At 71.7% G+C, this 21,069-nt stretch carries 19 protein-coding genes, 1 tRNA gene and 1 pseudogene; 8 read left to right on the top strand and 13 right to left on the bottom strand.

Going from position 1 to position 21,069, the window contains the following annotated elements; translation table 11 throughout:
* From ACQEVM_RS29825 to ACQEVM_RS29815, 3 genes are all read left to right on the top strand, one after another.
* On the top strand, window positions 1-690 hold the full coding sequence (locus tag ACQEVM_RS29825; protein WP_433084091.1) for a response regulator transcription factor: 690 nt from the start codon (window positions 1-3) through the stop codon (window positions 688-690).
* The gene (locus tag ACQEVM_RS29820; RefSeq protein WP_433084089.1) at window positions 687-2,048 is read left to right on the top strand and encodes a sensor histidine kinase; all 1,362 of its coding nucleotides are present in this window, start codon (window positions 687-689) and stop codon (window positions 2,046-2,048) included. Before ACQEVM_RS29825 ends, ACQEVM_RS29820 begins: the two co-directional genes overlap by 4 nt.
* A gap of 280 nt (window positions 2,049-2,328) precedes the next feature.
* Window positions 2,329-3,000 carry an NADPH-dependent F420 reductase gene (locus tag ACQEVM_RS29815; protein ID WP_433084087.1) on the top strand — a complete coding sequence of 224 codons (672 nt, stop codon included), beginning with the start codon at window positions 2,329-2,331 and terminating at the stop codon, window positions 2,998-3,000.
* A gap of 534 nt (window positions 3,001-3,534) precedes the next feature.
* On the opposite strand, the gene ACQEVM_RS29810 is transcribed toward ACQEVM_RS29815, so the two are convergent.
* Complete coding sequence (locus ACQEVM_RS29810) at window positions 3,535-4,029, bottom strand: MarR family winged helix-turn-helix transcriptional regulator (RefSeq protein WP_433084085.1); 495 nt, start codon at window positions 4,027-4,029, stop codon at window positions 3,535-3,537.
* Window positions 4,030-4,547: 518 nt separating this feature from the next.
* On the opposite strand from ACQEVM_RS29810, the gene ACQEVM_RS29805 reads away from it, so the two are divergent.
* A complete protein-coding gene (locus ACQEVM_RS29805; protein ID WP_433084083.1) occupies window positions 4,548-5,126 on the top strand; it encodes a TetR/AcrR family transcriptional regulator in 579 nt (192 codons plus the stop codon).
* 7 nt (window positions 5,127-5,133) lie between these two features.
* On the opposite strand, the gene ACQEVM_RS29800 is transcribed toward ACQEVM_RS29805, so the two are convergent.
* The 4 genes from ACQEVM_RS29800 to ACQEVM_RS29785 are packed head-to-tail and all read right to left on the bottom strand — an operon-like array spanning window position 5,134 to window position 9,626.
* Complete coding sequence (locus ACQEVM_RS29800) at window positions 5,134-6,495, bottom strand: GH1 family beta-glucosidase (protein WP_433084081.1); 1,362 nt, start codon at window positions 6,493-6,495, stop codon at window positions 5,134-5,136.
* A 5-nt stretch (window positions 6,496-6,500) separates the two neighbouring features.
* Window positions 6,501-7,325: a carbohydrate ABC transporter permease gene (locus tag ACQEVM_RS29795; protein ID WP_329445081.1), complete on the bottom strand. Its 825-nt coding sequence runs from the start codon at window positions 7,323-7,325 to the stop codon at window positions 6,501-6,503.
* Window positions 7,322-8,302: a carbohydrate ABC transporter permease gene (locus ACQEVM_RS29790; RefSeq protein ID WP_433084079.1), complete on the bottom strand. Its 981-nt coding sequence runs from the start codon at window positions 8,300-8,302 to the stop codon at window positions 7,322-7,324. Before ACQEVM_RS29790 ends, ACQEVM_RS29795 begins: the two co-directional genes overlap by 4 nt.
* A gap of 7 nt (window positions 8,303-8,309) precedes the next feature.
* Complete coding sequence (locus ACQEVM_RS29785; protein WP_433084077.1) at window positions 8,310-9,626, bottom strand: ABC transporter substrate-binding protein; 1,317 nt, start codon at window positions 9,624-9,626, stop codon at window positions 8,310-8,312.
* A gap of 114 nt (window positions 9,627-9,740) precedes the next feature.
* Between ACQEVM_RS29785 and ACQEVM_RS29780 the strand changes: the two genes are divergently transcribed.
* Window positions 9,741-10,766 carry a LacI family DNA-binding transcriptional regulator gene (locus ACQEVM_RS29780; RefSeq protein ID WP_433084075.1) on the top strand — a complete coding sequence of 342 codons (1,026 nt, stop codon included), beginning with the start codon at window positions 9,741-9,743 and terminating at the stop codon, window positions 10,764-10,766.
* Window positions 10,767-10,815: 49 nt separating this feature from the next.
* Here ACQEVM_RS29780 and ACQEVM_RS29775 read toward each other — a convergent pair.
* The 5 genes and pseudogenes from ACQEVM_RS29775 to ACQEVM_RS29755 all read right to left on the bottom strand — a co-directional run bounded on the left by ACQEVM_RS29775 (window position 10,816) and on the right by ACQEVM_RS29755 (window position 14,464).
* Window positions 10,816-10,888, bottom strand: a tRNA-His gene (locus tag ACQEVM_RS29775).
* A gap of 97 nt (window positions 10,889-10,985) precedes the next feature.
* On the bottom strand, window positions 10,986-11,588 hold the full coding sequence (orn, locus tag ACQEVM_RS29770) for an oligoribonuclease (RefSeq protein ID WP_053674688.1): 603 nt from the start codon (window positions 11,586-11,588) through the stop codon (window positions 10,986-10,988).
* Window positions 11,589-11,700: 112 nt separating this feature from the next.
* Window positions 11,701-12,873 (bottom strand): helix-turn-helix domain-containing protein, encoded by a 1,173-nt coding sequence (locus ACQEVM_RS29765; RefSeq protein ID WP_053674690.1) that lies wholly within the window; start codon window positions 12,871-12,873, stop codon window positions 11,701-11,703.
* A 24-nt stretch (window positions 12,874-12,897) separates the two neighbouring features.
* Window positions 12,898-13,727: pseudogene (locus ACQEVM_RS29760) on the bottom strand (IS5 family transposase).
* A 416-nt stretch (window positions 13,728-14,143) separates the two neighbouring features.
* Window positions 14,144-14,464 carry a hypothetical protein gene (locus ACQEVM_RS29755; protein WP_433084072.1) on the bottom strand — a complete coding sequence of 107 codons (321 nt, stop codon included), beginning with the start codon at window positions 14,462-14,464 and terminating at the stop codon, window positions 14,144-14,146.
* A gap of 467 nt (window positions 14,465-14,931) precedes the next feature.
* Here ACQEVM_RS29755 and ACQEVM_RS29750 point away from each other — a divergent pair, with 467 nt between their 5' ends.
* Both ACQEVM_RS29750 and ACQEVM_RS29745 read left to right on the top strand, forming a co-directional pair.
* On the top strand, window positions 14,932-15,462 hold the full coding sequence (locus ACQEVM_RS29750) for a universal stress protein (RefSeq protein WP_361771614.1): 531 nt from the start codon (window positions 14,932-14,934) through the stop codon (window positions 15,460-15,462).
* A gap of 99 nt (window positions 15,463-15,561) precedes the next feature.
* The gene (locus ACQEVM_RS29745) at window positions 15,562-16,131 is read left to right on the top strand and encodes a GPR1/FUN34/YaaH family transporter (protein ID WP_433084070.1); all 570 of its coding nucleotides are present in this window, start codon (window positions 15,562-15,564) and stop codon (window positions 16,129-16,131) included.
* Window positions 16,132-16,244: 113 nt separating this feature from the next.
* Here ACQEVM_RS29745 and glmS read toward each other — a convergent pair whose 3' ends face one another.
* From glmS to ACQEVM_RS29730, 3 genes are all read right to left on the bottom strand, one after another.
* Window positions 16,245-18,062, bottom strand: a complete 1,818-nt coding sequence (gene glmS, locus ACQEVM_RS29740) for a glutamine--fructose-6-phosphate transaminase (isomerizing) (protein WP_053674699.1) — start codon at window positions 18,060-18,062, stop codon at window positions 16,245-16,247.
* 73 nt (window positions 18,063-18,135) lie between these two features.
* On the bottom strand, window positions 18,136-18,411 hold the full coding sequence (locus ACQEVM_RS29735) for a hypothetical protein (protein WP_053674701.1): 276 nt from the start codon (window positions 18,409-18,411) through the stop codon (window positions 18,136-18,138).
* Between the two features lie 107 nt (window positions 18,412-18,518).
* Complete coding sequence (locus tag ACQEVM_RS29730; protein ID WP_433084067.1) at window positions 18,519-19,391, bottom strand: DUF4429 domain-containing protein; 873 nt, start codon at window positions 19,389-19,391, stop codon at window positions 18,519-18,521.
* A gap of 52 nt (window positions 19,392-19,443) precedes the next feature.
* Here ACQEVM_RS29730 and ACQEVM_RS29725 point away from each other — a divergent pair, with 52 nt between their 5' ends.
* On the top strand, window positions 19,444-21,030 hold the full coding sequence (locus tag ACQEVM_RS29725) for a beta-N-acetylhexosaminidase (protein WP_433084065.1): 1,587 nt from the start codon (window positions 19,444-19,446) through the stop codon (window positions 21,028-21,030).
* The last annotated feature ends 39 nt before the right edge of the window (window positions 21,031-21,069 follow it).

Genomic DNA, 21,069 nt, shown 5'->3' with positions numbered 1-21,069 from the left:
ATGGCAAGTGTGCTCGTGGTCGAGGACGACCAGTTCGTACGTTCCGCCCTCATCCGGCACCTGACCGAGGCCTCCCACACCGTGCGGAGCGTCGGCACGGCCCTGGAGGCGCTGCGCGAGGTCGCGCACCACCGCTTCGACGTGGTCATCCTCGACCTCGGACTGCCCGACCTGGACGGGGCCGAGGCCCTGAAGATGCTGCGCGGCATCACCGACGTCCCCGTCATCATCGCGACGGCCCGCGACGACGAGGCCGAGATCGTCCGGCTGCTCAACGACGGCGCCGACGACTACCTCACCAAGCCGTTCTCCGTCGAACACCTCTCCGCCCGGATGGCTGCCGTCCTGCGCCGCTCCCGCGCCGCCGCCGGCGTGGAACCGCCCTCGCGGGTCCTGCGGGTCGGCGGACTGGCCATCGACCCGCTGCGCCGACAGGCCGAACTCGACGGGACCGTCCTCGACCTCACCCGCCGGGAGTTCGACCTGCTGGCCTTCCTCGCCGGCCGGCCCGGCGTGGTCGTGTCCCGACGCGAATTGCTCGCCGAGGTGTGGCAGCAGTCGTACGGGGACGACCAGACCATCGACGTCCACCTGTCCTGGCTGCGCCGCAAACTCGGCGAGACCGCCGCCAGCCCCCGCTACCTGCACACCCTGCGGGGTGTGGGCGTCAAACTGGAGCCGCCGGCGTGAGATGGGCGCTGGTCAAGGTGTGCCTGGCGGTCACGGCCATGGTGGTCGTGGCCTTCGCCGTACCCCTCGGGCTCGTGGTCCAGGAAATGGCCAGTGACCGGGCCTTCTCCAACGCCGAACGACAGGCCGCCACCATGGGGCCCACCCTCTCCATCACCACCGACCCCGTCCAACTGCGCAAGGCCGTGGAGTCCACGCAGATGGGCGCCGCCGGACGGATGGCCGTCCACGTGCCCGCGATCGGCGACGACGCCCCCGTCGACATCGGTGACGGCTGGGCCGGGGAACACGCCGTCACCCAGACCCGCAAGATGGGCCGCGCGACCACCGCCAAGGTGTCCGGAGGCGGCTCCGCGCTCCTCCAGCCCACCGCACTCGGATCCGGGGACATCGCCGTGATCGAGATCCACGTCCCGGAGAGCGAGGTCAGCAACGGGGTCGCGACCGCCTGGATGGTCCTCGCGGGCGTCGGACTCGCCCTGATCGTGGGCTCGGTGGCCGTCGCGGACCGACTCGGCGCCCGCCTCGTGCGACCCGCCGAGAGGCTCGCCGACGCCGCCCACCAACTGGGCGAGGGGCGGCTCGGGGCACGCGTACCGGAGGACGGCCCCAAGGAACTCCGCTCGGCGGCCGTCGCGTTCAACTCCATGGCGGACCAGGTCGTGGAACTCCTCGCCAACGAGCGGGAACTCGCCGCCGACCTCTCGCACCGGCTCCGCACCCCGCTCACCGTGCTGCGGCTCAACGCGGCCTCCCTCGGGAACGGCCCGGCCGCCGACCACACCCGGGCGGCGGTGGAGCAACTGGAACGCGAGGTGGACACGATCATCCGTACCGCCCGCGAACAGCGCTCCCCCCACACCTCGGTGGGCGCGGGCTGCGACGCCTCCGAGGTGATCCGCGACCGCATGGACTTCTGGTCGGCGCTCGCCGAGGACGAGGGGCGCGAGGTCCGGCTGGCGGGCGTGGACCGCACCGTACGGATCCCCGTCGCCAGGGCCGAACTCGTGGCGGCCCTGGACGCCATGCTGGGCAACGTCTTCCGGCACACGCCCGAGAACACCCCCTTCGCGGTGGACGTCCACGACGCCGGCGACGCCGTCATCGTGCTCGTCTCGGACGCGGGACCGGGCATCGACGACCCGGACGCGGCCCTGCGTCGCGGCAACGACGGTGGCCGCGACGGTTCGACCGGCCTGGGCCTGGACATCGTGCGCCGGGTCGCGGAGTCCACCGGCGGCGACGTCCGGCTGGGGCGCTCGGTGCTCGGCGGGACCGAGGTACGGGTGTGGATCGCGCTGGACGGCCGGGCGCGGGGCGAGGCACGACGCAGCCGGCGCAAACGACGGGGCGACTGACGGCGGGGCGAGGGGCGAGGGCTGACGACGGTCGAGGGGCGAGGGCGTCGCAGGGGTCGGGTCGGTTCAGGTCGGTTCGGGTCACGGTCGGTCCGGGGCGGTCCGGGGTGGGGTCGGGTTGGGCCGGTCGGGGGCGGGCGAGGCCGTGTGCGGGCGGTCCGGGGCGCGCCTGGCGGCCCGTGCGCCGGCGGGCCGGTACGGTCCCACGGCACGGTTCGCGGCGCCGGCCGCCACGAACCACTCACCCCGCACGACAACGGCACCCGGATCGGACGTGAGCATGCGCTACGCAGTGCTGGGCACGGGCACGGTCGGCCGCACCATCGCCGGCCGCCTGCTCGACCTGGGCCACGAAGTGGTTATCGGAACCCGTGTCCCCGAGGCCACCCGCCAACGCACCGAGTTCGCCGACGGGCGCCTCCCGGTGGCGACCTTCGCGCAGGCCGCGCGCGAAGGCGAGACGCTGATCAACGCCACGAACGGGCTGGCGAGCGTCGCCGCGCTGCGGGAGGCGGGCGCGGCGGACCTGGACGGCCGCATCCTGATCGACGTCGCGAACCCGCTGGACTTCGCGGAGGGATTCCCGCCCCGACTGGACGTGGTCAACGACGACAGCCTGGGGGAGATGCTCCAGCGGGCGTTCCCCGGACTCCGGGTGGTGAAGACGCTCAACACGATGAACTGCCGGATCATGGTCGACCCGGCGCGTGTCCCCGGGGACCACCAGGTGTTCCTTTCCGGGGAGGACCCGGACGCGAAGCGGGCCGCGCGGGAACTGCTCCACTCCTTCGGCTGGCCGGACGCCCGCATCCTGGACCTCGGCGGCATCGAGACGGCCCGCGGCACGGAGATGCTGCTGCCGCTGTGGCTGCGCCTGATGGGCACCTTGGGACACGCGGACTTCAACTTCCGCGTCGAGACGGCCGAGGCGGGGCCGGGCGGACCGGCCTGAGGCGGTGCGGCCGGCGGGGCGTGGCGTCGGCGCCGGCGTCGGCGTCGGTCGGTGCGGTGCGGTGCGGTGCGGTGCGGGTTCGGCGCGGGCGCCGGTGTCGGTCCGGTGCGGGTGTCCGTGCCGGTGACGGTGTCGGCGCCGGGCGCCCCGATCCCGTCGCGCGTGTTGATGAGCATGAGCGTGCCGACGGGGCCCAGCGCTGCGGGCAGCCGGGCCAGGAAGGCGTGGACGGGAAGGGCGCCGCCGCCGAAACACACCGCGGAAGCCGCTCGGAGCGGCTGTGGATCGGGACACGGGCATCCTCCATCCGCACGCCGCCCCTCCCGTGCCTCCGGCGCGCGTCGTGCCCGTCGATCCGGGACGACAGGACCTGGCGACGGAACCACCGCTTCGGAACCCCGTGTCCGACGGGCGGACCTTCGCGTGGGGCGGACCTTCGCGTTCGGGGGCCTTTGCATGGGGCAGCCGGGTGCCGGGCGGGGGTGCCGGGTGGGGCGGGGCGGCTGGTGGCCGTGTTCGCGAGCCGGCCCGGGATCAGTCGGCGGTGTCGAGCCGCTCGGCCTCGACGCGCCCCACCTCGGCCGCGCGGTGGAGGTAGTCGGCGATGACGGCGAGTTCGCCGTCCGAGTAGTCCCGCAGCGCGGTGCCGAAGGCCCGGTCGGGGGCCTCCCAGGCGGCGCCGATCCGCCGCCGGGCCTCGGGTGCCAGGGAGACGAGGGAACGGCGGCGGTCGTGGGGGTCGGCGTGTCGTTCCACCAGGCCCGCCTTGACCATCCGGTCGACCAGACGCGTGGCGGATCCGGAGGTCAGACCGGTGAGTCGGGCGACGTGGCCGGTGCTGACCGGCTCCGTCTCGTTCGCGAGGAGACGCAGGCACTGCGTGTCGGTGGGGTGCAGGCCGAGGTGGTCGGCCATGGCCTGGTGGAGGCGTGCGTGATCGGTGTGGTGCCGGTCGCTCTCGATGAGGATCCGCGCGAGGAGTTCCGCGCGGGTCCATTCCTTACCCGAACGAGGGGAATCGGTTGACATCGGCTTCTCCGTGCTTCAAATTTAACTGCGTGACGCAGGGAATGTGTCACACAGAATCTGTGTCAGAGGCTCATTCTAGGGGGGTGCCCGCCATGTCGCAGTCCGTCGTGCCGCAGTCCGTCGTGCCGGTAACAGTCATGAAGGTGTTCGTCCTGACGTGGTCCGTCGCGTCGAGGTCCGTCGCGTGGATCCTCGCCGCCGGTCGTCGTTCGGCAGGAGAGTGGTGGAGGGTGTGGTGGGAGGGGCCGGGCCAAGAACGCCGGTCGACCGGGCATCATGCGGCCGGGCACAGGGTGACCGGTGGGCGACATCCGACGCCCCGGGAGCGGGCGGCGCGGGACGGTCCGACCAGGAAGGCCCTCCGAAGAACGGCCGGTCAGGGCACCGCGTGAGCGGAGACAGGGACCCGCGCCCGCCACACGCGGCCCACGCCCGCGCCGCAGGGGCACCCGGCGAGGCGTATGTATATTCGGAGAATTCCCCGGACGGTCCGGGAACCAGGGGGCGGAGGTGAACGCATGGCTCCGCGCGCGGGTCTGACGGCCGAGCGGGTCACCCGGGCCGCAGCGGACCTGGCCGACGAGGTCGGCTTCGACAAGGTGACCGTGTCGGCCCTCGCCCGGAACTTCGGGGTGAAGGACGCCAGCCTCTACTCCCACGTCCGCAACCTCCAGGACCTGCGGATCAGGGTGGCCGTGCTGGCGGCCGGCGAGATCGCGGACCTGATCGGCGCGGCGGTGGCCGGGCGTTCGGGCCGGGACGCGCTCGCCGCCTTCGCCGACGCCTACCGCGACTTCGCCCTGCGCCACCCCGGCCGGTACGCGGCCACCCAGATCCAGCTCCCCCCGGAGCGGGGCGCCGCGTCCGCCGGCCACCGCCGCTTCATCGACCTCACCTACGGGGTGCTGCGCGCCTACGGCCTGGCCGAACCCGATCTGACCGACGCCGTCCGCCTGCTGCGGAGCACCTTCCACGGGTACAGCGGCCTGGAGGCCGGTGGCGGTTTCGGCCACCCCCGGGACGTCGGCGCGTCCTGGGAGCGGATCATCGACGTGCTGCACGTCGCCCTGGAGAACTGGCCCCCGGCCGGGGGCTGAGCGCGAGTCACCGCAGGACGCCACTCCTGGCCAGGTCGGCGTACCAGAGGGCACTGGAGCGCGGGGTGCGGACCTGGGTCTCGTAGTCGACGTGGACGATGCCGAACCGTTTGCCGTAGCCGTGGCTCCACTCGAAGTTGTCCATCAACGACCAGAGGAAGTAGCCCTCCACGGGCGCCCCGTCGGCCAGTGCTCCGTGGATCGCCGCGAGATGCCCGCGCAGGTAGTCGATGCGCAGCGGATCATGCAGGTCGGGGCCGTACGCGGCGCCGTTCTCGGTGACGAGGAGTGGCAGGCCCGGTGCCTCGCCGGCGAACCGGGACAACAGCTCGCGCAGCCCGGTCGGATCGATCGACCAGTTCATGTCGGTCCGCTCGCCCGGAGGCTGGTGGAAGGCCACGGACTCCGAACCGGGCCAGGGCGAGTGCTCGCTGTCGCCGTGCCCGTCGGCGCGCGGGCCGCCGGGGGCCGCCGAGACCACGGCCGGGGTGTAGTAGTTCACCCCGAGGAAGCCGAGGGGCTGGTGGATCAGCGCCTCGTCGCCCGGCCGGACGAAGGACCAGTCGGTCAGCGCGGCCGTGTCGACCCGAAGGTCGTCGGGGTAGGCGCCGTGCAGCAGCGGACCGGTGAAGACGCGGTTCGCGAGGGCGTCGATGCGCCGGACGGCGTCCAGGTCGGCCCCCGAGTCGGTCAGGGGACGCACCGCGCTCGGGTTGAGGGCGATGCCGACCCGCGCCGAGGACGGCAGGACGGAGGCCAGCGCCGACGCGGCCAACCCGTGCGCCAGGTTGAGGTGGTGCGCGGCACGCAGCGAATCGGCGGGCGAGGTGCGCCCCGGCGCGTGGACCCCCGAGGCGTAGCCGAGGAACGCGCTGCACCAGGGCTCGTTGAGGGTGGTCCAGCGCCCCACCCGGTCCCCGAGGGTCTTCGCGACCGTCTCCGCGTACGAGGCGAAGGCGTACGCGGTCTCCCGTTCCGGCCAGCCGCCCGCGTCCTCCCACTCCTGCGGCAGGTCCCAGTGGTACAGCGTCGGGCACGGCTCGATCCCGTGCGCGAGCAACTCGTCGACGAGCGCGTCGTAGAAGCCGAGCCCGCCGGACAGCACCCGGGGCCATGACACCGAGAACCGGTACGCCCCCAGTCCCAGCCCGGCCATCAGCCGGACGTCCTCGCGCCACAACCGGTGGTGATCGGCGGCCACGTCTCCCGTGTCGCCGCCGTGCACCTTCCCCGGCGTACGGCAGAAGGTGTCCCAGATCGACGGCCCGCGCAGCTCGGCCGCGCCCTCGATCTGGAAGGCGGCCGTGGCCGCGCCCCACAGGAACCCGTCGGGGAACCGCATCTCGCTCGTCCCGCTCGTCCCGCTCATCCCGATCAACCCTTCACCGCTCCCTGCATGATGCCGCCGACGATCTGGCGGCCGAAGACGAGGAACACCAGCAGCAGCGGGAGCGTGCCCAGCAGCGCACCCGCCATGATCACGGACTGGTCGGGGATGTAACCCCGGCCCAGGCCCGTCAGGGCCACCTGCACCGTCGGGCTGCCGTTCTGCGTCAGCGCGACGATCGGCCAGAAGAAGTCGTTCCAGGCCATGACGAAGGTCAGCATCCCCAGCACCGCCATCGCCGGCCGCGCCGCCGGGAACACCACGTGCCACACGACGCGCCACGAGCTCGCCCCGTCGGTCCGCGCCGCCTCCACCAGTTCGAACGGCAGCGCGTGCACCAGGTACTGCCGCATGAAGAACACCCCGAAGGCACCCACCAGGGCCGGCAGCACCACCGCCTGGAGCCGGTCCGTCCAGGACAGCTCGGCGATCAACATGTACAGCGGGACCACGCTCAACTGCGGCGGCACCAGCATCGTCGCGACGACCAGCGCCATCAGCGGCCGACGCCCCCGGAACCGCAGTTTCGCGAAGGCGAAGCCGGCCAGCGTGGAGAAGAGCACGGTGCCGGCGGTGATCGTGCCCGCCACGATCACCGTGTTCAGCAGGGCGGTGCCCATGTTCGCGTCGGTCCAGGCGACCGACAGGTTGTGGCCCAGGTTCCCGCCGAACCAGAACGGCGGCGGGGTCTGCGCGAGCCGGGTGTTGTTCCGGGACGCCGCGATTGCCGTCCACACCAGTGGGAAGAGGGAGCCGAGGGTGAAGACCCCGAGGACGACGTACGTCGGCTTCCCCGCGCGCAGCGATCTCATCGGGACACCCTTCGCAGCAGCCGGGCGAGGCCCGCGATCAGCAGCAGGATCAGGAACATCGCCCACGCGATGGCGGAGGCCCGCCCCAGGTGCAGGTTCACCCAGCCCTGCTCGTACAGGTACAGCCCCAGCGTCTGGAACTGGTGGTCAGAGCCGCCCGTGGCACCCGCTCCGCCGTTGAACAGCAGCGGTTCGCCGAAGAGTTGGGTGGCCCCGATGGTCGACACGACACAGGTGAAGAAGATCGTCGGTCGCAGCGAGGGCACCGTGACGTGGACGAACTGCTGCCACCGCGAGGCCCCGTCCAACTCCGCCGACTCGTAGAGGTCGGCGGAGACGGCCTGCATGGCCGCCAGGTAGATCAGCGCGTTGTAGCCCGTCCACCGCCACACCACGATCGTGGACACCGCCACCTGGGAGGCGAACGAGCCGTTCTGCCAGTCCACCGGCCCGAAACCGACCGTCGACAGCACCCAGTTGACCATCCCGTAGTCCCGGCCGAAGAGCAGCACGAAGACCAGCGTGGCCGCGGCCACCGACGTCGCGTACGGGGTCAGCACCGCGACCCGGAAGAAGGCCGAGCCGCGCATCTTGTAGTTCAGCAGGTGCGCCAGGCCCAGCGCGATCGTCAACTGCGGCACCGTCGACAACAGTCCGATGGTGAAGGTGTTGCGCAGCGCGTTCCAGAAGAACGCGTCGTCCCACAGCCGGGTGAAGTTCCGCAGCCCCACCCAGGTCATCGCGTCCGGGTCCGTCAACTCCACCTGGTGCAGCGCCGCCCAGCCCGTGTAGAGCAGGGGGAACAGCCCGAACGCCGCGAAGAAGAGGAAGAAGGGCGCCACGAAGCCGTACGGACTCCAGCGCAGGTCCCATCGGTAGCGGCGGGAGCGCCACAGTTGGCGCCGGTCGCCCCCCTCCGCCGCCGGCCGTTCACTGCCGGCGGCGGAGGGGGCGAGAACAGCCGTCTCGTCCGTCACCGGAACCTCACTGCTCCAGGGCGTTGTCGATCGCCTTCACCGCGGCGTCCCAGCCCTCCTGCGGGGTGCGGCCCTTCTGGTCGACCTGGAGCATCCCGATGTCCGCCAGGTTCTGCGCGATGACCAGGTCCTTCGGGCCGATCACCGTCACCGGCACCCCCTCGGCGGCCCGCGCGAAGATCTCCCCGATCGGGGCGCCGCCGAAGTACGCGTGCTTCGCGCCCGACACCGCCGGCAGGCCGTAGGCGGCGCTCGCGCTCGGGAAGCTGCCGCGCTTCTCGAACAGCTTCGCCTGCTGCGCCGGAGCCGTCAGCCAGGCCGCCAGCTTCGCCGCCTCCTCGGCCTTCTTGCCCGCCTTCGGCACCACCAGGAACGAACCGCCCCAGTTGCTCGGCTTCGGGGCCTGCGCCACGTCCCACTTGTCCTTGCCCGCCGGACCCGCCTTGTCCTGGATGTAGCCGAGCATCCACGCCGGGCAGGACACGGTGGCGAAGTTCCCGTTGGAGAAGCCCTGGTCCCATGCCGGGGTGAACTGCTGGAGCTTCGCGCTCAACCCCTCGACGGCGAAGGAGGCCGCCAGGTCGAAGGCACCGCGCACCGCGGGGTTCGTCTTGTAGGCGACCTTGCCCTGCGCGTCGTAGAACCGCTCCGCGCTGCTGCCCGTCACCGCCGCCATCACGCCCGAGGCGGAGTCCACGAAGGCCTTGCCCGTCCCGGCCTTCGCCTTGTAGGCCTTGCCCGCCTCCAGGTACTTGTTCCAGTCGCCCGCCCACAGCGCGCCGACCGCGGCCCGGTCGGTGGGCAGCCCGGCCGCCGCGAAGAGGTCCTTGCGATAGCAGATGCCCTGCGGGCCTATGTCGGTGCCGAGGGCGACCGTGGCCCCGTTCTTCGCGGTGCCCTGGGCCCACTTCCACGGCAGATAGGCGCCCTTGTCGACGCCGGGCGCCTTCGCGAGGTCGACCAGCTTGTCCGCCTGGGTCGCGGTGACCTCCGCGATGTTGTTGACCTCCACGGCCTGGATGTCGGCGAGTCCGCTGCCGGTGCCCAGGTGGGTCAGGAGCTGCGGGTAGTAGTTCTCGTTGCGCTCGATGGAGGTCTGCTCGATCCTGACCCCCGGGTTCTGCGCCATGTACTCGTCGTACAGGCCCGCCTCCTGGAGCCCGAAGGCACCGAAGACCCCGACCGTGAGGGTGGTCTTCGCCTTGCCGCCGGTGGGGCCGCCCTGGGCGGGTCCCTCGCCGGGGTCCTGCGAGCACCCCGCGAGGAGCAGCGCCGTCGCGCCCATCGCACCGACCGCGGTCACAAGTCTTCTTCGGGCTCGCATCAGGATCCTCCCTGGGGGATGGAACGTGCCGGGTGTCGTGTGCCACAGTGTGGGAGCGCTCCCACCATCGTCAAGAGGCAGTCAACGGGTAGATTCACCAGCCGGGAGGAAGCCATGAACGGGCACGGGCGCAGCGGGGGACGGCCGACGCTGGAGGAGGTCGCGGTCCGGGCCGGGGTCGGACGCGGCACGGTCTCCCGGGTGATCAACGGATCCTCCAAGGTCAGCGAGCACACCAGGGTCGCCGTCGAGGCCGCCGTCGCCGAACTCGGCTACGTGCCCAATCGCGCCGCCCGGGCCCTCGCCGCCAACCGCACCGACGCCATCGCCCTCGTCATCCCCGAGCCCGAGGCCCGCTTCTTCGCCGAGCCGTACTTCTCCGACGTGGTGCGCGGAGTCGGCGCCACCCTCGCCGAGACCGACGTGCAACTGGTGCTCACCCTCGCCGGCAGCGAGCGGGAACGCCGCCGGCTGGCCCAGTACCTGTCCGGGCACCGCGTCGACGGGGTGCTGCTGGTCTCCGTGCACGCCGGGGACCCGCTCCCGGAGCTGCTCGCCGAACTCGGCATCCCCGCGGTGATCAGCGGACGCCGCTCGGCCGACGAGGCGCTGCCCAGTGTGGACTCCGACAACCTCGCCGGAGCCGCCGAGGCCGTACGCCACCTCCTCGGCCGGGGCCGGCGCGTGATCGCCACCGTCACCGGACCCCTCGACGTGTACGGCGCCCAGTGCCGCCTCGACGGCTACCGGCAGGCCCTCCAGGCGGCCGGGCACCCGGTCGACGAGGCGCTGATCGCGGTCGGGGACTTCACCGAGGAGGGCGGCGGTAGGGCCGTGCGCGAGCTGCTGGATCGGCGACCGGACCTCGACGCCGTGTTCGCCGCCTCCGACGTCATGGCGGCGGGCGCCCGCCGCGAGCTGCGGGCCGCCGGGCGCCGCATCCCCGCGGACGTGGCGCTGGTCGGCTTCGACGACTCGGTGGTGGCCCGCCACATGGACCCGCCGCTCACCAGCGTGCGCCAGCCGATCGAGGAGATGGGCCGCACCATGGCGAGGGTCCTGCTGGAGCGGATCGCGGGCGAGTCGGGGGAGACGGCGGTCGTCCTGCCGACGGAGCTGGTGGTCCGGGAATCCTCCTGAGCACGCGAAAGGCCCCGGCCCGCTCGCGCGGGACGGGGCCTTTCCACAGGGTGAGTGACGGGACTTGAACCCGCGGCCACCTGGACCACAACCAGGTGCTCTACCAACTGAGCTACACCCACCATGTCCGGTCGGAAAACCGACCGGCCGAAGAAAAGCGTACAGGGTCCGGGAGGGTGCTCGCTCCCCCCTTTCCCCGCCGCCCGCCTCCGGAGGGTGCTACGCGCCGCCCACCACGTGCCTGGCGGCGATGGTGCGGGCCGTGTCCGAGTCGGGTCCGGGCTGCGGCACGAAGACCGCCTCGCGGTAGTAGCGCAGCTCGGCGATGGACTCCTTGATGTCCGCGAGCGCCCGGTGGTTCCCGTTCTTCGGCGGGCTGTTGAAGTACGCCCGCGGGTACCAGCGGCGGGCCAACTCCTTGACCGAGGACACGTCCACGATCCGGTAATGCATGTAGCTCTCCAGCGCGGCCATGTCGCGCAGCAGGAAGCCGCGGTCGGTGCCGACCGAGTTTCCGCAGAGCGGAGCCTTGCGGGGCTCCTTGACGTGTTCCCGTACGTACGCCAGGACCTGTGCCTCGGCGTCCGCGAGCGTGGTCCCGCCGGCCAGCTCGTCGAGCAGGCCGGACGAGGTGTGCATCTCGCGCACCACGTCGGGCATGGTCTCCAGGGAAGCGTCCGGCGGGCGGATCACGATGTCCACGCCTTCGCCGAGCACGTTGAGCTCCGAGTCGGTGACCAGTGCGGCCACCTCGATAAGTGCGTCGTCCGTCAACGAGAGCCCGGTCATCTCGCAGTCGATCCACACCATGCGATCGTTCATGCGCCCACCTTATGCGCTCTTCGCCGGTTCGGGCCGGGCCCGTACGCACCCAAAGGTCCCGCTCGTCGGGGACGGCCGACGAGCGGGACCTTCGTTGTCATGGCGTACGGGGCTACGCGTGCTCGCGCAGCACCCGGTTCGGCGCGTACAGCTCCGTCACCGACTGACCGGCCGCGGCCAGGGCCGCCGCCGCCCGCTGGGGCTGCGGAGTGCGCTGGTGCGGAAGCGGGCCTTCCGAGATCTGCGTCACCTGCGACACGTCGGCCTGCGGCCTGCGTGCCCGGTACGCGGACCGGTAGGCGGCCGGGGAGGACCCCAGCTGCCGGCGGAAGTGACCGCGCAGCGCGACGGGCGAACGGAACCCGCAGCGCCCGGCGACCTCGTCGACCGAATAGTCGGAGGTCTCCAGCAGCCGCTGTGCCTGGAGCACCCGCTGGGTGATCAGCCACTGGAGCGGAGCGCTGCCGGTGAGCGAACGGAACCGCCGGTCGAAGGTGCGCCTGCTCATGTAGGCGCGGGCGGCCAGCGTCTCCACGTCGAACTGCTCGTGGAGGTGTTCCAGCGCCCAGGCGACGACCTCGGCCAGCGGATCCGCGCCGATCTCTTCCGGAAGTGACCGGTCGAGGTAGCGTTCCTGGCCACCCGTGCGGCGCGGCGGCACGACGAGCCGGCGGGCCAGAGCCCCGGCCGCCTCGCTGCCGTGATCCGTGCGCACGATGTGCAGGCACAGGTCGATTCCGGCCGCGGTGCCCGCGGACGTCAGTACGTCGCCGTCGTCGACGAACAGCTCGCGCGGGTCGACGTGGACGGACGGGTACCGCTTGGCCAGCGTCGGCGCGTACATCCAGTGCGTCGTCGCGGGCCGACCGTCGAGCAGACCGGCGGCGGCGAGCACGAAGGCCCCCGTGCACAGTCCGACGATCCGGGCACCTTCCTCGTGCGCCAGACGCAGTGCGTCGAGCGCCTCCGGCGGCGGCGGTGAAGTGATGGAGCGCCAGGCCGGAACGACGACGGTGCCTGCCCGGGCAATCGCCTCCAACCCGTACGGCGCGGTCAGTTCGAGTCCGCCGGTGGTCCGCAGCGGACCGTCCTCACCGGCGCACACGAGCAGTCGATAGCGTGGAACTCCCGCGTCCTGCCGGTCGATGCCGAACACGGAGAGTGGAATGGAACTCTCGAAGATCGGGCCGCCGCTGAACAGCAGCACGGCGACGATCTCTCTGCGGCGACGCCCCGCGAGCTTCCGGCCCGCGTCCGCGACGACGGCGGTGGAATCCTGGCTCATGGCGCTAGGAGTTGTCTTCAAATGTCACGCCCACATCAGGAGCGAGGCGAGGGTGACGGCTGCCTGGTAGGACTCGGCGGTCTTGTCGTAGCGGGTCGCGATGCCGCGCCACTGCTTGAGGCGGTTGAAGCACCGTTCTACGACGTTGCGCCGCTTGTAGAGCTGTTTGTCGAACGTCGGCGGGCGCCCGCCCCGGCTGCCGCGCCGGAGCCGGTTGCGGACCTGGTCGGCTCGCTCGGGAATCGTGTGGCCGATGCCGCGGCGCCGCAGCCAGGTGCGGATGGCCCGGGAGCTGTAGGCCTTGTCGCCCAGCACGTGGACGGGCCGCACTCGGGGGCGGCCCGGGCCGATGCGGGGCACCCGGATCGCCTCCATCACGGTGGTGAACTGGGTGCAGTCGTTGATGTTGCCGCCCGTGACCACGGAGGCGAGCGGACGACCGTAGGCATCGCAGGCCAGGTGAATCTTGCTGGTCAGACCACCTCGGGAGCGTCCGAGGCCGGGACTGCGGAGCCCCCTTTTCGGGCCCCGGCGGCATGCTGGTGGGCTCGCACGACGGTCGAGTCGACCGACACCAGCCAGTCGATGTCGCCGGCCGCATCCGCCCGGGCCTGCGCGGCCCGGAGCATCCGCTCGAAGGTGCCGTCCAGAGCCCACCGGCGAAACCGGGTATGCAGCGTGGCCCACGGGCCATACCGCTCAGGCACATCCCGCCAGGCCGTGCCCGTCCGGAACTTCCACACGATCCCGTTCAGCACGGTCCGGTCGTCCAACCGCTTCCGCCCGAGCAAGGACTCAGGCAGCAGCGGCCGGACGAACTCCCACTCCTCATCAGACAGTTCATGGCGACGTATCACCCAACCATGATCCACCACTCAAGATCTTTTGAAGACACGACCTAAGCCCCCCTTGGGTGTCGCGACTCCTTGGTCTGGTCGCACCTGCACGTTTCCCCTCGGCCTTGCACGTGGATCCCCCGCCGTAAATACATGATCGAATCTACTGCGTCCCGTGGTGTCGGCGTGACAAGTTCAGCACGCAGCGCTATGTCGACTTGGCAACTTGGCGAAAAGCATTCGATCAGTAAGGGTTCCACTCCGCTACCCGTGCGGGAAGCGCAGAGTCCGGCCATGGCCAGTACCCATAGGGTCACGAGCCCCCCGGAGCTCTGTCGTCGCTGGTGATGGGGGGGTTGGGGGGACATTCCGGCAAGGGGGGCGACCTGCCGGGAAGTTGGCTGAAAACAGGCGGGTGTGTACGTGCGAATCGGTCAGCCGAGAGGGGAGATGCCCCCGGAACCGTGGCGGCCGCGGTGTGAACCGGCCCCGCCGCGCGAGTGCCGGCCGCGCCGGCTGGGCGCGAACGGCTCCTCGGCGAGCACCCGGGCCGCGGACCGCTTCGCCTTCTCGGAGTGCCGCAACAGCACCCGGCAGGCGGCGGTGACGACGGCGAGACCCAGGGTCGCGACGGCCGCCCCGCCGAAGGAGGTTCCGTAGACGACCAGGACCACGGGGACGAGCAGGCAGCTGAAGGCGGCCCAGCGCACCACGTCACCCGCGGGGTCGTCCTGCGGGGGTCGGGTGCGACGCACGGAAGAGTGAAGGGGAAGGGGCGCGAGGTGCGGTGTCGCGTCGCCGGAGCGCGCGCCGGAGCGGGCGCCGGAACGCGGCGACGTGCCGGGCGGGACGGGACGCGTCGGCGGAGCGGGCTGGACGGGGTGGACCGGACGGCCGGGCACGGCGTACTCCCTGCGGGCTCTTCCTGGACGGTCGGACGTCTGTCCAACGGCGTACGGAGGGGCTCGGTCACTGCGCGCACGGGTGGTGCCCGCCCCGCTCGTCACTGACTGTAGGGGCCAGCCGACATTGCCAACGCGCCGTCGCTCCGGCATGCTCCCTGGGACGCTCTCCAAGGGCGGCATGCCCTGTGCAGTACAGGAGTGTCGCCGTACCCTGGAGGGTATGGGCTTGGGAAGATGCTTCCCGGACAGAGCTCCGTCACACTGCGTCGCCGATTTCGCCCCTGTCGCTTCCCCCGAGGACCCTTCGCCGAGACACCATGGCCGGTCACGAATTCTCCGAACCCGCGGACCGCAAGCGCAAACCCCTCGCCGACTCCGCGTCGGCCGACCTGCGCGCGGTGGAACAGACACGTCTGCCCTGCGACCCGGCCTTCCGGCACGGCGTCGTGGTGGGCTTCGACGGCTCGACCTCCAGTGAGCGAGCCCTCGCGTACGCCATCGGGATGGCCCGACGCTCCGGATCCGGCCTGATCATCGTGCATGTGGCCAACCGGCTGCCCACCACGGTGTGGGCCGGCTGCGAGCCCCCCGTCTTCGTGGACGTCCCCGACCATCGCACCGAGGTCCTGGGGCTGGAGCTGGCCTGCGCGGACTATCTGTCCGAGGTGCCCTGGATCCTGGTCGAGCGGGGCGGGGACATCTGCCACGAGCTGGAGGAGGTCGGCCGGGAGTACTCGGCGGACGCCATCGTGGTCGGCTCCACGCACGGCATCGTGGGCCGGATCTTCGGCTCGGTGGCGGGCCGACTGGCCAAGCGGGCACAGCGACCGGTTGTTGTCATTCCGTGACCCTCTGTACGCCGTTCGTGCGGTTGTGAACCCTCATGTAAAGGGTAGATAAATGCTGCTGGGACGCAGCAAACAACTGCAGATCGAAGGGAGCCCGCCGTGGACAACGGTGTCTCTGCGGGAAGCACGGCCTCTACTTCGACCCTCGGGCACATTGCCCTGGGTCTCACCCTTCTCGCGTTCGGTATCGGCCACACCGGCATCATCGACGGAGTGACCGCCGCGAACTCGGTGTCGCTCGCCACCTACGTCGGCGGTCTCGCCCTGTTCGTCCTCGGGATCCTCGAGTTCCGGGGCGGCGACGGCTTCAACGGCACCGCGTTCGCGGGGCTCGGTGCCTTCTGGTTCACCTGGGCCGCGGGGGCCGACGGAAAGGTTTCGGCAGATGCGGCCGGAGCGTTCCTCGTCCTGTTCGCCCTGCTCGTCCTGACCTTGACGGTGGGGGCTGCGGGCGGACTGTTCGGGCAGGGCGTGTACGCCCTGTTCACCCTCTCCCTGCTGCTCCTCGCGGTGGGGGCCTTCGCCGACAGCGGTCTGCTCGCCAAGATCGCCGGCTGGGTGGCGGCGGTCGCCGGGCTCCTGGCCTGGTACGGGGCCACGGCCGCGCTGGCGCACTGGCCGGTGGCGCTCGGCAGCAGGGCCCGCGGGGACGCGGTCCCCGCGAGCTGATCCGTTCGGCGCGGGAACGCAGGGAAATGCGGAAGGCCCCCGGGGGATCATGTCCCCCGGGGGCCTTCCGCGCGTGCGGCCACTCGACCGCGCTACTGCTCGACGGTGATCGACTACTCGACGGTGACCGACTTGGCCAGGTTGCGCGGCTTGTCGATGTCCCGGCCCAGGGCCAGGGCGGTGTGGTACGCCAGGAGCTGGAGCGGGATGCCCATCAGGATCGGGTCGAGCTCGTCCTCGTTCTTGGGCACGAGGATCGTGTGGTCGGCCTTCTCCTGCTCGCGGTGGGCGACCGCGAGGATGCGGCCGCTGCGGGCCTTGATCTCCTCCAGCGCCGCGCGGTTCTTCTCCAGCAGGTCGTCGTCCGGGACGATCGCGACCGTCGGCATCGCCGGCTCGATGAGCGCGAGCGGGCCGTGCTTGAGCTCGGAGGCCGGGTAGGCCTCGGCGTGGATGTAGGAGATCTCCTTGAGCTTCAGGGAGGCCTCCAGGGCCACCGGGTAACCGCGCACCCGGCCGATGAACATCATCGACTTGGCGTCGGCGTACTCGGCCGCCAGCTTCTTGATGTCCTCCTCGCCTTCGAGGATCTCCTGGATCTGCGCGGGCAGCTTGCGCAGGCCCTCGATGATCCGCTTGCCGTCGGTGACCGACAGGTCCCGGATCCGGCCGAGGTGCACGGCGAGCAGCGCGAAGGCCACGACCGTGTTGGTGAAGCACTTGGTGGAGACGACGCAGACCTCGGGGCCGGCGTGCACGTACACGCCGCCGTCGGCCTCGCGGGCGATGGCGGAGCCGACCACGTTCACGACGCCGAGGACGCGGGCGCCCTTGCGCTTGAGCTCCTGGACGGCCGCGAGGACGTCGTAGGTCTCGCCGGACTGGGAGACCGCGATGTAGAGGGTGTCGGGGTCCACGACCGGGTTGCGGTAGCGGAACTCGGAGGCCGGCTCGGCGTCGGCGGGGATGCGGGCCAGGCCCTCGATGAGACCGGCGCCGATCAGACCCGCGTGGTACGAGGTGCCGCAGCCCAGGATCTTGACCCGGCGAATGCCGCGCGCCTCGCGCGGGTCCAGGTTCAGGCCGCCCAGGTGCACGGTGTTGAAGCGGTCGTCGATCCGGCCGCGCAGGACGCGGTCGACCGCGTCGGACTGCTCGGAGATCTCCTTGTGCATGTAGGTGTCGTGACCGCCCATGTCGTACGAGGCGGCCTCCCACTCCACGGTCTCGGGCGTGGCGGTGGTCGTCGTGCCGGAGGTGGTGTACGTGCGGAAGTCGTCGGCCTTGAGGGTGGCCATCTCGCCGTCGTCGAGGGTGACGATCTGGCGGGTGTGGGCGACCAGCGCGGCGACGTCCGAGGCGACGAACATCTCCTTCTCGCCGATGCCGAGGACGACCGGGGAGCCGTTGCGGGCCACGACGATGCGGTCCGGGAAGTCGGCGTGCATGACGGCGATGCCGTACGTGCCCTCGATGACCTTGACGGCCTCGCGGACCTTCTCCTCCAGGGTGTCCGCCGCGGAGCGGGCGACGAGGTGCACGATGACCTCGGTGTCGGTCTCCGAGAGGAAGACGACGCCCTCGGACTCCAGCTTGGCGCGCAGCTCGGAGGCGTTGTCCACGATGCCGTTGTGGACGACCGCGACCTTGTTGTCGGCGTCCAGGTGCGGGTGCGAGTTGATGTCGCTCGGGGCGCCGTGGGTGGCCCAGCGGGTGTGGGCGATGCCGGTGGTGCCGGCGAAGCGCTTGGGGACCCGGGACTCCAGCTCGCGGACCCGACCCTTGGCCTTGACGACCTTCAGGGCCGCGGACTTCGGGCTGTTGACGACGATGCCGGCGGAGTCGTAACCCCGGTACTCCAGCCGCTGGAGGCCTTCCAGCAGCAGCGGTGCCACGTCACGCTTGCCGATGTAACCCACGATTCCGCACATACGGTCTTGCCCCTCCTGAAGTCCTGAACGAGTGCTCCGGTCGTCTCCGCGCGTCCGTCCGCGCGGTCACCGGTCAGCCGTAGACGATGCGGCGCAGTTGCCGGAGCGAAAGCTCCGGCGGCGCCACGGCGCGGTGCGGCAGTTCGGCCGCGATCCGCTCGAAGATCTCCGTGTTGACCGCGCCACCGGACTGCAGTTCACGGTGGCGGCGGCGGACGAATTCCTCCGTCGTCTCGTCGAAGTAGGCGAGCACGTCGAGTACCACCCGGGCCGCCTCGCCCCGCTGGAGCGAGGTGCTGCGCACCAGGTGGTCGACGAGGTCGTCATGTGACGGGCGGCGGTCGAGCACCCGTAGATACTCGCGGGATGCGGGCCGGAATGCAAAGATCCTGCCCGAATTCGGGCAGAATCGAGCTGGTCTGGACCAGGAGAATGGGTAATTCCGGTCCTGGTCGGTCAGAAACGGCGCAAAATCGCCGCTTTCGCCGTCGAGAACTCCTCGGCCGTGAGGATGCCCGACGTGTGCAGCTCCCCGAGCTCGCGCAGTCGACGCAACAGGGCGTCGTGGTCCGCGCCGTCCGCCGGGAGCGCGGCCGGAGCCGGAGCCGCGGCCGGGGCCGGGGTCGGGGTCGGGTGCGGCAGGCGGGCCGCCACGGCCGCCGCGACCAGCGCGGTCGCCAGTTCCTTGCGGCCCATGCCGAACAACTCCACCGCGTACGGGTCGTACTTGGGGGACGGCGGCGCCTGCGCCCCCGCCAGGGTGAACCGCAGTACGCCGTTGGAGAGCCCCCGCGACGGGGTCCACTCCACCGCCCGGACGTCTGCGACCCGGAACTGCCGGGCGCCGGCCGACTGCTTGGCCTCCTCCGTCGCCCAGTTCCAGTCCAGGGTGATCCGGTCGCCGTCGAAGGACACCGTGCCGTCGCCCCCGCTCGCGCTGATCGGCACCGCCGGACCGGGCAGCAGGTAGCGGTCGCTGGGGCCGGGGTCGACCTGGTCCAGCAGCAGCGCGTTGCGGATCTCGTCGACGAAGTACTCCGCCACTCCGGTGCGGTCCGACTCCACGGTCAGCCTGTAGGGGTCCGAGGTCTCCGGCAGCCGCCCGCCCGTCACCTGGATCAGGGGGTCGGCGCCGTCACGCGGACGCAACCGCAACCGGCCCGACTTGCGCCCCGGTTCGTAGGAGATGCCGCCGATCGCGCCCAGCGGCACGAGCAGTTCCCCGAGGGCCTGCCGCAGCGGGCCGACCTCCTTGTCGCGGCCCGGCACGATGCGCACCGCGTCCCCGTCGAAGGTCCAGGTGCCGTCCTTCTGGATGATTTCCGCCATCCCGCGATTCTCGCATCGGCGTGTCGTGCCTGATTGGCCTATACCTGAGGTCATGAGAGTCCTGCGACGCACGCTCGGTGCCCTCCTCGCCCTCGGCGCGGCGGCCGTTTCCTGCACCGCCGCCCACGGCGACGACTCCCGGCCCGGGGGCGTGCGTGCCACCGCGTCCACGCCCTACGAGCGGCTGCTGCCCGCGCCCGTGTCCGCGCGGGCCGAGGGCGCCGGGTACGCGTTCGGGGCGGGCACGGTGATCCGTACCGCCCCCGGCACCGGCGCGGAGGTGCGGCAGGTCGGGGAGCTGCTCGCCGGGCAACTGCGCGCGGCGGCCGGCCTGCCGCTGCCCTTGGTGGCCGGGGCGGAGGGGGACGGGATCAGGCTGCGGCTCGACCGGGCCGCCGGCGCGCTCGGCGAGGAGGGCTACCGACTGGAGGCCGGCCCGACCGGGGTCACGCTCACCGCGCGCACCCCCGAGGGGCTGTTCCACGCGGGGCAGACCCTGCGGCAACTGGTGCCGGCGCGGGGCGCGGGAACGGTGCCGGGCGGGACGGTGCAGGACACGCCTCGGTTCGCGTACCGGGGAGCCATGGTCGACATCGCCCGCCACTTCTTCCCGGTGGAGCAGGTGAAGCGGTACGTGGACCAGCTCGCCCAGTACAAGGTCAACACCCTGCACCTGCACCTGACCGACGACCAGGGCTGGCGGCTCGCGAGCGACTCCTGGCCGCGGCTCGCCGAGTACGGAGGCGGCAGCGAGGTCGGCGGCGGCCCGGGCGGCCACTGGACGAAGGACGAGTACCGGGAACTGGTCGCGTACGCGGCCCGACGGTACGTGGACGTCGTCCCCGAGATCGACATGCCGGGACACGTCAACGCGGCGCAGGCCTCCTACGCCGAGCTGAACTGCGACGGCAAGGCGCGCGAGCGGTACACCGGGATCAAGGTGGGCTTCAGTTCGCTGTGCGTGGGCGGCGAGCGGACGTACGCGTTCATCGACGAGGTGCTCGGCGAGCTCGCGGAGATGACCCCGGGCCCCTACCTGCACATCGGCGGGGACGAGGCGCACTCGACGCCGGCGGCGGACTACGCGGCCTTCATGGACCGGGCGCAGGCGGTCGTCGGCAGGCACGGCAAGACGGTGGTGGCCTGGCACCAGCTGGCCTCGGCGCGACCGGCGGCGGGCGCGGTGCTCCAGTACTGGGGACACGACCGGACGTCGGCGGCCGAGAAGGCGGGCGTGGCGGCGGCGGCGAAGGCCGGCCACCCGGTGATCCTCTCCCCGGCGGACCGCGTCTACCTCGACATGAAGTACGACAAGGCGACGAAGCCGGGGTTGGCGTGGGCCGGGTACGTGCCGGTGCGGCGGGCCTACTCCTGGGACCCCGGTGCCTACCTGCCCGGGGTCCCGGAGTCGGCGGTGCTGGGTGTGGAGGCGCCGCTGTGGACCGAGACGGTCGCCACCCGGCAGGACTGGGAGCAACTGGCGTTCCCCAGGGTGCTGGGGCTGGCCGAGCTGGGCTGGTCGCCGGCGGCGGCACTGGACTGGGACCGCTACCGCGAGCGGCTGGCGGCCCAGGGCCCGCGGCTGGACGCGCAGGGCATCGGCTACTTCCGGGCGCCGGACGTTCCCTGGACCCGGTGACCCGGTGACCCGGTGACCCGGTGACCCGGTGACGCGGCG

This window comes from Streptomyces sp. CA-243310 (assembly GCF_050936775.1).
Taxonomy (GTDB): Bacteria; Actinomycetota; Actinomycetes; order Streptomycetales; family Streptomycetaceae; genus Streptomyces.
Note: the sequence above shows the minus strand (reverse complement) of the source record. Positions and strands in the feature narration are given on the sequence as shown.

Coding starts and splice junctions, on each gene's coding strand:
- ACQEVM_RS29825 (WP_433084091.1), top strand. CDS start 1: ATGGCAAGTGTGCTCGTGGTCGAGGACGACCAGTTCGTACGTTCCGCC.
- ACQEVM_RS29815 (WP_433084087.1), top strand. CDS start 2,329: ATGCGCTACGCAGTGCTGGGCACGGGCACGGTCGGCCGCACCATCGCC.
- ACQEVM_RS29810 (WP_433084085.1), bottom strand. CDS start 4,029: ATGTCAACCGATTCCCCTCGTTCGGGTAAGGAATGGACCCGCGCGGAA.
- ACQEVM_RS29805 (WP_433084083.1), top strand. CDS start 4,548: ATGGCTCCGCGCGCGGGTCTGACGGCCGAGCGGGTCACCCGGGCCGCA.
- ACQEVM_RS29800 (WP_433084081.1), bottom strand. CDS start 6,495: ATGAGCGGGACGAGCGGGACGAGCGAGATGCGGTTCCCCGACGGGTTC.
- ACQEVM_RS29795 (WP_329445081.1), bottom strand. CDS start 7,325: ATGAGATCGCTGCGCGCGGGGAAGCCGACGTACGTCGTCCTCGGGGTC.
- ACQEVM_RS29785 (WP_433084077.1), bottom strand. CDS start 9,626: ATGCGAGCCCGAAGAAGACTTGTGACCGCGGTCGGTGCGATGGGCGCG.
- ACQEVM_RS29780 (WP_433084075.1), top strand. CDS start 9,741: ATGAACGGGCACGGGCGCAGCGGGGGACGGCCGACGCTGGAGGAGGTC.
- orn (WP_053674688.1), bottom strand. CDS start 11,588: ATGAACGATCGCATGGTGTGGATCGACTGCGAGATGACCGGGCTCTCG.
- ACQEVM_RS29765 (WP_053674690.1), bottom strand. CDS start 12,873: ATGAGCCAGGATTCCACCGCCGTCGTCGCGGACGCGGGCCGGAAGCTC.
- ACQEVM_RS29750 (WP_361771614.1), top strand. CDS start 14,932: ATGGCCGGTCACGAATTCTCCGAACCCGCGGACCGCAAGCGCAAACCC.
- glmS (WP_053674699.1), bottom strand. CDS start 18,062: ATGTGCGGAATCGTGGGTTACATCGGCAAGCGTGACGTGGCACCGCTG.
- ACQEVM_RS29730 (WP_433084067.1), bottom strand. CDS start 19,391: ATGGCGGAAATCATCCAGAAGGACGGCACCTGGACCTTCGACGGGGAC.
- ACQEVM_RS29725 (WP_433084065.1), top strand. CDS start 19,444: ATGAGAGTCCTGCGACGCACGCTCGGTGCCCTCCTCGCCCTCGGCGCG.